The sequence below is a fragment of the Sandaracinobacteroides sp. genome (assembly GCF_057137845.1).
Genome location: NZ_DBNHFX010000144.1, coordinates 1 through 6,762, shown reverse-complemented (window position 1 = coordinate 6,762; position 6,762 = coordinate 1). Strand labels below are relative to the sequence as shown.

Here is a 6,762-nt window from a genome sequence, read left to right as displayed (position 1 = left end):
CTGGCGCTGCACGCGACCAGCAGCAACGACGACGGCGCCCTGCTTGGCACCCGGCTGGCGCCTGCCTTCGGGCTGCTGGGCGGGCAGACGCTGGCGATCGGCGGCGCTGCCGGGTTTGAAACGGGCGGCTATACGCTGCGTCTGGCGGCAACCACCGGCTGGACTGAACCGCGCCTTGCCGACAACATGCTGCTGAAATCGGGCGGCCGCCTGCGCACGCAAAGCTGGTCGGTTGCAGGCACCGCGCCGGTTGGGCCGGGCGTGCTTTCGCTGCGGTTTGCCGGGCCGGTTGTGGTGACGGGAGGGCAGTTCCTGCTGGCCAACGGCACCCCGCTTGCCGCCCGTGCCAACGCACGCGAAACGGCGGCCGAGCTTGGCTACAGCCTCGGCCGGCTGTCGGTCGCGGCCTATCAGCGCAACGATGCCGGCAACATGGCGGGCAGGCGCGATCGCGGCGCGGCCTTTACCTGGCGCGCCGGGTTCTGATGCCTGGCGCCCGGCGGCACCTGCTGTCGCCGGGCGGGCACGTTCTGGCGCTTGTCCCCGCTATCCACAGGCAGGGGCGTTTGCGGGGGCGGCGGATTTGCCGCAATAGGACCGGCCCATGCCAAACAGCGCCAACCTTTCCATCGTTGATTCCGCACCCGTCGAAGGGCAGCGCATTCCGTTCAACATCGACGCCGAAAAGGCGCTGCTGGGCGCATTGATGCTGGAAAACCGGCTGCTGGAAGAAGTGAACCTCCAGCTCCGCGACGAGCATTTCCACGAACCGCTGCACGGGCGTATCTTCGCCCAGATCCGCCGGCTGGCCGACTTGAACATGGTCGCCAACCCGATCACCCTGCGCCCGCTGTTCGAAGCCGACGCCGCGATCACGGAACTTGGCGGCGCAAGCTATCTGCTGCGCCTGACCGAAGACCCCTCGGTCGTGATCGCCGCCCGCGACTGCGCGCAGCAGATCTATGATCTGGCGCTGCTGCGGGCGTTGGTGATGGTGGGGGCCGACATGGTCCATTCCGCCACCGACACCAGCCGCGAAGTCGCGCCGATGAAGCAGATCGAAGCCGCCGAGGAAGCGCTGTACCGGGTGGCCGAATCCGGCGACGTTTCGGGCGCCTCGGTTGAATTCGCGGGCGCCGCGCGCCGCGCCGTCGAGATGGCGGCGAAGGCGATGAAATCAGGCGGCCATCTTTCCGGCCTGACGACCGGCCTTGTGGGATTGAACGGCAAGATCGGCGGCCTGCACAATTCCGATCTGCTGATCCTGGCCGGCCGCCCGGCGATGGGGAAAACCGCGCTTGCAACCAACATCGCCTTTGCCACCGCCTATCGGCTGAAGCAGGACCAGCGCGACGGCATCACCCCGTCGTCGGGCGCACCGGTTGCCTTTTTCAGTCTGGAAATGTCGTCGGACCAGTTGGCCAACCGCATTCTGGCCGAACAGTCGCAGATCAGCTCTGAACATCTGCGGATGGGCAAGATCAACCAGTCGGAATTCAATGAACTGGCCCGTGCCGCCGAGAACCTGCACGACCTGCCCCTTTATATCGACGATACGCCGGCGCTTTCGATCGCAGCGCTGCGCACAAGGGCGCGGCGGCTGAAGCGGCAGAAAAAGATCGGCCTGATCGTCGTCGACTATCTGCAACTGCTGCAGGGGACGGCGCGCAACGCATCGGAGAACCGGGTGCAGGAAATTTCCGAGGTGACGCGCGGCCTGAAGACGCTGGCGAAGGAACTGGACATTCCGGTGATCGCACTGTCGCAGCTTTCACGGCAGGTGGAAAACCGCGAGGACAAACGCCCGCAACTGTCGGACCTGCGGGAATCCGGCACCATCGAACAGGACGCCGACATCGTGCTGTTCGTGTTCCGCGAGGAATATTACCACGAAGGCCGCAAGCCCGAGGACGGCAGCGAGAAGTTTCAATCGTGGCTGGAAAAGGCCGACCGGCTGCGCGGCCGCGCCGAGGTGATCGTGGCGAAACAGCGACACGGCGCGACCGGCACCGTGCCGTTGATGTTCCACCGCGAGTTCACCCGCTTTTCCGATCCGGCCGAGGGCGACTGGGTGCCGACCTACGACTGACCGCCCTACAGTGGCTTCGGGCCGTAACGGTTGTCGCCGTCGGTTCCCGGCAACACACAGAACACCAGCAGGATCAGCGTCCCCACGACGGGAACCAGGCCGATGAACCACCACCAGCCGCTGCGGTCGGTGTCGTGCAGGCGGCGGACGGTGACCGAAAGCGACGGCAGCAGCAGCAGAAACACGGCAATCGTTGATACGACCGGCACAGCCATCGGATTATCGGGGTTGTATCCAAGCACATAGAGGTCAACCACGCCGGCGGCGATCATCACCAGCACGGCGAACAGATAGAACCACCAATATTCAGGCCGCGACGCGCGCCCGGCAAAGGTTGCAAACTTCGAAAGACAGGCAGCTACTGCTTCCCCGAAACCCATGGCCGATCTCCCCCCCCCAACAGGTCGTATTTGCTGCGTTTCGTGCATACGAAACGGCGCCCAAAGGTGCCTGCGCACCCGGCCGCCGTCAATCGGGGTATTCCGTCTGCCGTCGCGCTACTGGCGCGGGGCGATATCCAGCAGCATCACGTCGAACTGCAACACTGCGTTCGGCGGGATCACGCCACCGGCGCCACGGGCGCCATAGCCAAGCTGCGGAGGAATGGTGAAGCGGGCCTTGCCGCCGGGCCGCATCAGTTGCAGCCCCTCGGTCCAGCCGGGGATCACGTCCGAGACACCGAACACCGCAGGCTGGCCGCGCTGGATGCTGGAATCGAACACGGTGCCGTCAGCCAGCCGCCCCTCATAGTGGACGAGGACGGTGTCCTGCGCCGTCGGGTGCGGGCCTTCGCCTTCGGCAAGCATTTCGACCTGCAGGCCGCTCTCGGTGGTTTTCACGCCGGGCTTCCTTGCGTTGGCGTCGAGGAAAGCCTGCGCTTCCCGTACGGGGGCGTTCAGCGGCTGCGTTCCTGCAACCGCCAGCGCGACTGCGCCTGTCACCAGTACGAAACCGGCGACGATCCACTTGCCAAAGCCGAAGCCGGCGCTGTTCCCGTCCGCCATGCGGGGATCAGCGCTGACCGTCGCGCTCGGCGCGCTTGCGGTCCAGCTTGCGGGCGCGGCGGACGGCGGCAGCCTTTTCGCGGGCGCGCTTTTCCGACGGCTTCTCGTAATGGCGGCGCAGCTTCATTTCGCGATAGACGCCTTCACGCTGGAGCTTCTTCTTGAGCGCCCGCAGCGCCTGGTCGACATTATTGTCGCGAACGATGATCTGCATAAAAGGATCAGCACCTTCCCGGATGAATTCAAGCAACCCGACCGACATTCGCCAGCGTTCCCAAGCCTTTGCCAAGCATGACAATCACTGTCACAGTCGGAAAAGAATCGGGTTCGCCGCCGGAATGCCGGCGTCGTCGGCGCGGCCATAGCAAAGGCGCCGGGCAGCGGCAAGGTGCCGACTTTGCGAAGGCGGCGCAAATGCCTAAACAGCCTTGCATGACCGAAGTCCGACTCGCGGATCTAACGCTCGACGAGCTCCGCCCGCACCTGATCGAGGCCATGCTGGCCCATGCCCCCTTCGACGGCTGGAGCCGTGCCGCAGCCGAAGCCGGCCTGCGCGACCTCGGGCTGGATCCGGCAATCGCCGGTATCGCCTTCCCCGGCGGCGCGTTCCAGATGGTCGATGCCTATACCCGGCTGGCCGACGAGCGGATGCTGCAAGCAGCCGACACCCCCGCCTTCCATGCGCTGAAAGTGCGCGACAAGGTGACGGCCGCCATCCGGGGAAGGCTCGAATGGGCGTTGCCGCACCGCGAGGCAGTGCGCCGGGCAACGACGGTGCTGGCCTTGCCGCTGAATGCGCCGCGCGCAGCAAAACTGGCATGGCGCACCGCCGACTGCATCTGGCGCGCCGCCGGCGACACCGCGACCGACTTCAACCATTATTCGAAGCGTGCCCTGGCCGCCGCCGTCTATACATCGACGCTGCTATACTGGCTGAACGACGACAGTGACGGACAGGCCGACACCCGCGCCTTTCTCGACCGGCGGATCGAAAACGTCATGCAGTTCGGCAAGGCGAAGGCGCGGTTTGCCGCACCGCCAGACGACGAACGGCCAAGCCTTGTCCGCTTCCTCGGCCGGTTGCGTTACCCGGCCACCTGAATCCGGCCTGCGCCAAAGCCTGCGGGCGGCGCCGTGTCGCGCTTGCAATTGGCACGGATAATGATAATCGGTCGCAGGTGAACGTCCAACCCCCTCTGCCGCCCAAGGCATCTGCAACCTTCACGCTCGATCGGCTGGCGACCGGAAGCCGCGCGCGTGTCGCCGGTTTCACGCCCGCGGCGAACGGCATGGCCGACCGGCTGGTGGAAATGGGCTTCGATGAAGGCGCCGAAGTGGAAACGCTGCATCTGGCGCCGCTGGGCGATCCGATCGCAGTGCGGGTAGATGGCACGATGGTTGCCTTGCGGACGGCGCTTGCTGCCTGCATCCTGCTGGAGGAATCGGGCGGATGACCGAAGCCGTCGACCTGAAGGCGCCGGGCGCCGGAACCGCCGATGCCCATGCGTCGCGGCTGCCGCTGATTGCCGTCGTCGGTCATCCGAACGCTGGGAAAACCAGCCTTTTCAACGCACTGACCGGTGCGCGACAGAAAGTCGGCAACTATCCCGGCGTCACCGTCGAGCGCAAGACGGCTGTCGTCGATCTGCCGTCGGGCGCCCCGGCCCAACTGATCGACCTGCCCGGCGCCTATGGCCTGGTGCCGCGCTCGCTCGATGAAGCGGTCACGCGCGATACGCTGCTGGGCAAGCAGGCGGGCGACCGCCGCCCCGACGTGCTGCTGATCGTCACCGACGCCACCAACCTGTCGGCGCATCTGCGCTTTGCCCTCGACGTGCTGCGGCTGGGCATCCCGGCGGTCATGGCGCTGAACCGCATGGACATGGCGACGCGCGACGGGCTTGTGCTCGATGCGGCCGAACTGGGCCGGCAACTGGGCATTCCCGTCGTCGAGACGGTTGCCGTCCGCAAGCGCGGGCTGCAATCGCTGATGGCCTGCGTCGAGGAGCGTCTGGGCCACGAACCGGCGCCGCTTGCCGAATTCACCCCTGCCAGCCCGCGCAATCTGGGCCGCGACGCCCGCCGGATCGCGTCGGCCGTCACCCTGTCCGAAGGCGAGCGCCGCCGCGCGACGCGCACGATCGACGCGGTGCTGCTGCACCCGGTCGCAGGCCCGATCATCCTTGCCACCATCCTGTTCCTGATGTTCCAGGCGGTGTTCTCGTGGGCCGAGGCGCCGATGGGCTGGATCGAGGCGTCGATCGCGTTCCTGCAGGCGCAGGTAACGTCGATCCTGCCCGAAGGCTTCGTGCGATCGTTCCTGAACGACGGCATTCTGGCCGGTGTCGGCGCAGTGATCGTGTTCCTGCCGCAGATCCTGATCCTGTTCACCTTCATCCTGATTCTGGAAGGCTCGGGCTATATGGTCCGGGCAGCCTTCCTGATGGACCGGCTGATGGCGTCGATCGGGCTGAACGGATCGGCGTTCATTCCGCTGCTGTCGTCGTTTGCCTGTGCCATTCCCGGCATCATGGCGGCGCGCACCATCCCCGACGCGCGCGACCGGCTGACCACCATCCTGATCGCCCCGCTGATGACCTGTTCGGCGCGGCTGCCGGTCTATGCCGTCATCATCGCCGCCTTCATTCCCGCCGAGCGGGTGTGGGGGCCGATCGGCCTGCAGGGGCTGGTGCTGCTGGCGCTCTATATGGCGGGCGTGCTGGGGGCGATGGTTGCGGCGCTGTTCCTCAGGCGCACCGTGACACGCGGGCCGAAGCCCACCTTCCTGATGGAAATGCCCGCCTACCAGTTGCCGTCGCTGCGGAACCTGCTGCTGGGCCTGTGGCTGCGCGCGGGCGCGTTCCTGAAGCGCGCGGGCACCATCATCCTTGGCGCGACCGTGCTGCTGTGGGCGCTGGCCAGCTATCCGCAGCCGCCCGCCGACGCCGACCGCCCCGCCGTCGAATATTCGATCGCCGGCAAGATCGGCCACGCGATCGAGCCGATCTTCCGGCCGATCGGCTTCAACCATGAAATCGCCATGTCGCTGTTGCCGGCGATGGCCGCGCGTGAAGTTGCGGTGGCCGCGCTTGCCACCATCTACTCGCTGGATGCAACCGACGAGGACGCGACCGGTCTTGTCGACCAGTTGCGCGGAAGCTGGCCGCTGCCGACGGCGCTGGCCTTCCTCGTGTGGTTCGTGTTCGCACCGCAGTGCATGTCGACGCTTGCCGTCGTGCGGCGCGAAACCGGCGGCTGGAAATGGCCGTCGTTCATGTTCGCCTATCTGTTCGTGATGGCCTATGTCGGCGCCGGCATCACCTATTGGACTGCGCGCTGGCTGCTTGGCGCTGGCTGACAATAGCCTTGACGCGGCGCGGCTTTCCATGAAGCCTGTCGCCTCGGAGGGACATTGATGCGTATCGAAACCAGCGGGCAGGCTTGTGGGGCATTCGTAACCGGGCTGAACCTGAAGCGCCCGCTTTCATCGGGCACGATCGATGACATACGCGAAGCCTGGCTTCAGCATCACGTTCTTGTCTTCCCCGGCCAGGACCTCGACGACGACGATCTGGAACGCTTCACCCAGCATTTCGGCAGGTTCGGCGAAGACCCGTTCATTGCGCCGATCCCCGGCCGCCGCCACATCATCGCCGTCGAGCGCGGGGC

General features: G+C 66.2%; 9 protein-coding genes. 6 read left to right on the top strand and 3 right to left on the bottom strand.

The window, feature by feature from the left end:
- Both AC16JP_RS08415 and AC16JP_RS08410 read left to right on the top strand, forming a co-directional pair.
- The coding region (locus AC16JP_RS08415) for a hypothetical protein (protein ID WP_484340168.1) at window positions 1–486 on the top strand (486 nt) is incomplete at its 5' end.
- Between the two features lie 118 nt (window positions 487–604).
- Window positions 605–2,089: a replicative DNA helicase gene (locus AC16JP_RS08410; RefSeq protein ID WP_484340167.1), complete on the top strand. Its 1,485-nt coding sequence runs from the start codon at window positions 605–607 to the stop codon at window positions 2,087–2,089.
- Window positions 2,090–2,094: 5 nt separating this feature from the next.
- On the opposite strand, the gene AC16JP_RS08405 is transcribed toward AC16JP_RS08410, so the two are convergent.
- From AC16JP_RS08405 to rpsU, 3 genes are all read right to left on the bottom strand, one after another.
- Entirely contained in the window at window positions 2,095–2,469 is a 375-nt protein-coding gene (locus AC16JP_RS08405) for a DUF805 domain-containing protein (protein ID WP_484340166.1), read from the bottom strand.
- Between the two features lie 117 nt (window positions 2,470–2,586).
- The gene (locus tag AC16JP_RS08400) at window positions 2,587–3,093 is read right to left on the bottom strand and encodes an FKBP-type peptidyl-prolyl cis-trans isomerase (protein ID WP_484340165.1); all 507 of its coding nucleotides are present in this window, start codon (window positions 3,091–3,093) and stop codon (window positions 2,587–2,589) included.
- A gap of 7 nt (window positions 3,094–3,100) precedes the next feature.
- The gene (rpsU, locus tag AC16JP_RS08395; RefSeq protein WP_237831926.1) at window positions 3,101–3,307 is read right to left on the bottom strand and encodes a 30S ribosomal protein S21; all 207 of its coding nucleotides are present in this window, start codon (window positions 3,305–3,307) and stop codon (window positions 3,101–3,103) included.
- A gap of 218 nt (window positions 3,308–3,525) precedes the next feature.
- Here rpsU and AC16JP_RS08390 point away from each other — a divergent pair, with 218 nt between their 5' ends.
- From AC16JP_RS08390 to AC16JP_RS08375, 4 genes are all read left to right on the top strand, one after another.
- Window positions 3,526–4,194, top strand: coding sequence for a COQ9 family protein (locus tag AC16JP_RS08390; protein ID WP_484340164.1), 669 nt, complete (start codon window positions 3,526–3,528; stop codon window positions 4,192–4,194).
- 77 nt (window positions 4,195–4,271) lie between these two features.
- On the top strand, window positions 4,272–4,547 hold the full coding sequence (locus tag AC16JP_RS08385) for a FeoA family protein (RefSeq protein WP_484340163.1): 276 nt from the start codon (window positions 4,272–4,274) through the stop codon (window positions 4,545–4,547).
- Complete coding sequence (feoB, locus tag AC16JP_RS08380; RefSeq protein WP_484340162.1) at window positions 4,544–6,451, top strand: ferrous iron transporter B; 1,908 nt, start codon at window positions 4,544–4,546, stop codon at window positions 6,449–6,451. Before AC16JP_RS08385 ends, feoB begins: the two co-directional genes overlap by 4 nt.
- A 57-nt stretch (window positions 6,452–6,508) precedes the next feature.
- The coding region (locus AC16JP_RS08375) for a TauD/TfdA dioxygenase family protein (protein WP_484340161.1) at window positions 6,509–6,762 on the top strand (254 nt) is incomplete at its 3' end.

Excerpts from the sequence above, each read along its gene's own strand:
- AC16JP_RS08410 (WP_484340167.1), top strand. The coding sequence starts at position 605 with ATGCCAAACAGCGCCAACCTTTCCATCGTTGATTCCGCACCCGTCGAA.
- AC16JP_RS08405 (WP_484340166.1), bottom strand. The coding sequence starts at position 2,469 with ATGGGTTTCGGGGAAGCAGTAGCTGCCTGTCTTTCGAAGTTTGCAACC.
- AC16JP_RS08400 (WP_484340165.1), bottom strand. The coding sequence starts at position 3,093 with ATGGCGGACGGGAACAGCGCCGGCTTCGGCTTTGGCAAGTGGATCGTC.
- rpsU (WP_237831926.1), bottom strand. The coding sequence starts at position 3,307 with ATGCAGATCATCGTTCGCGACAATAATGTCGACCAGGCGCTGCGGGCG.
- AC16JP_RS08390 (WP_484340164.1), top strand. The coding sequence starts at position 3,526 with ATGACCGAAGTCCGACTCGCGGATCTAACGCTCGACGAGCTCCGCCCG.
- feoB (WP_484340162.1), top strand. The coding sequence starts at position 4,544 with ATGACCGAAGCCGTCGACCTGAAGGCGCCGGGCGCCGGAACCGCCGAT.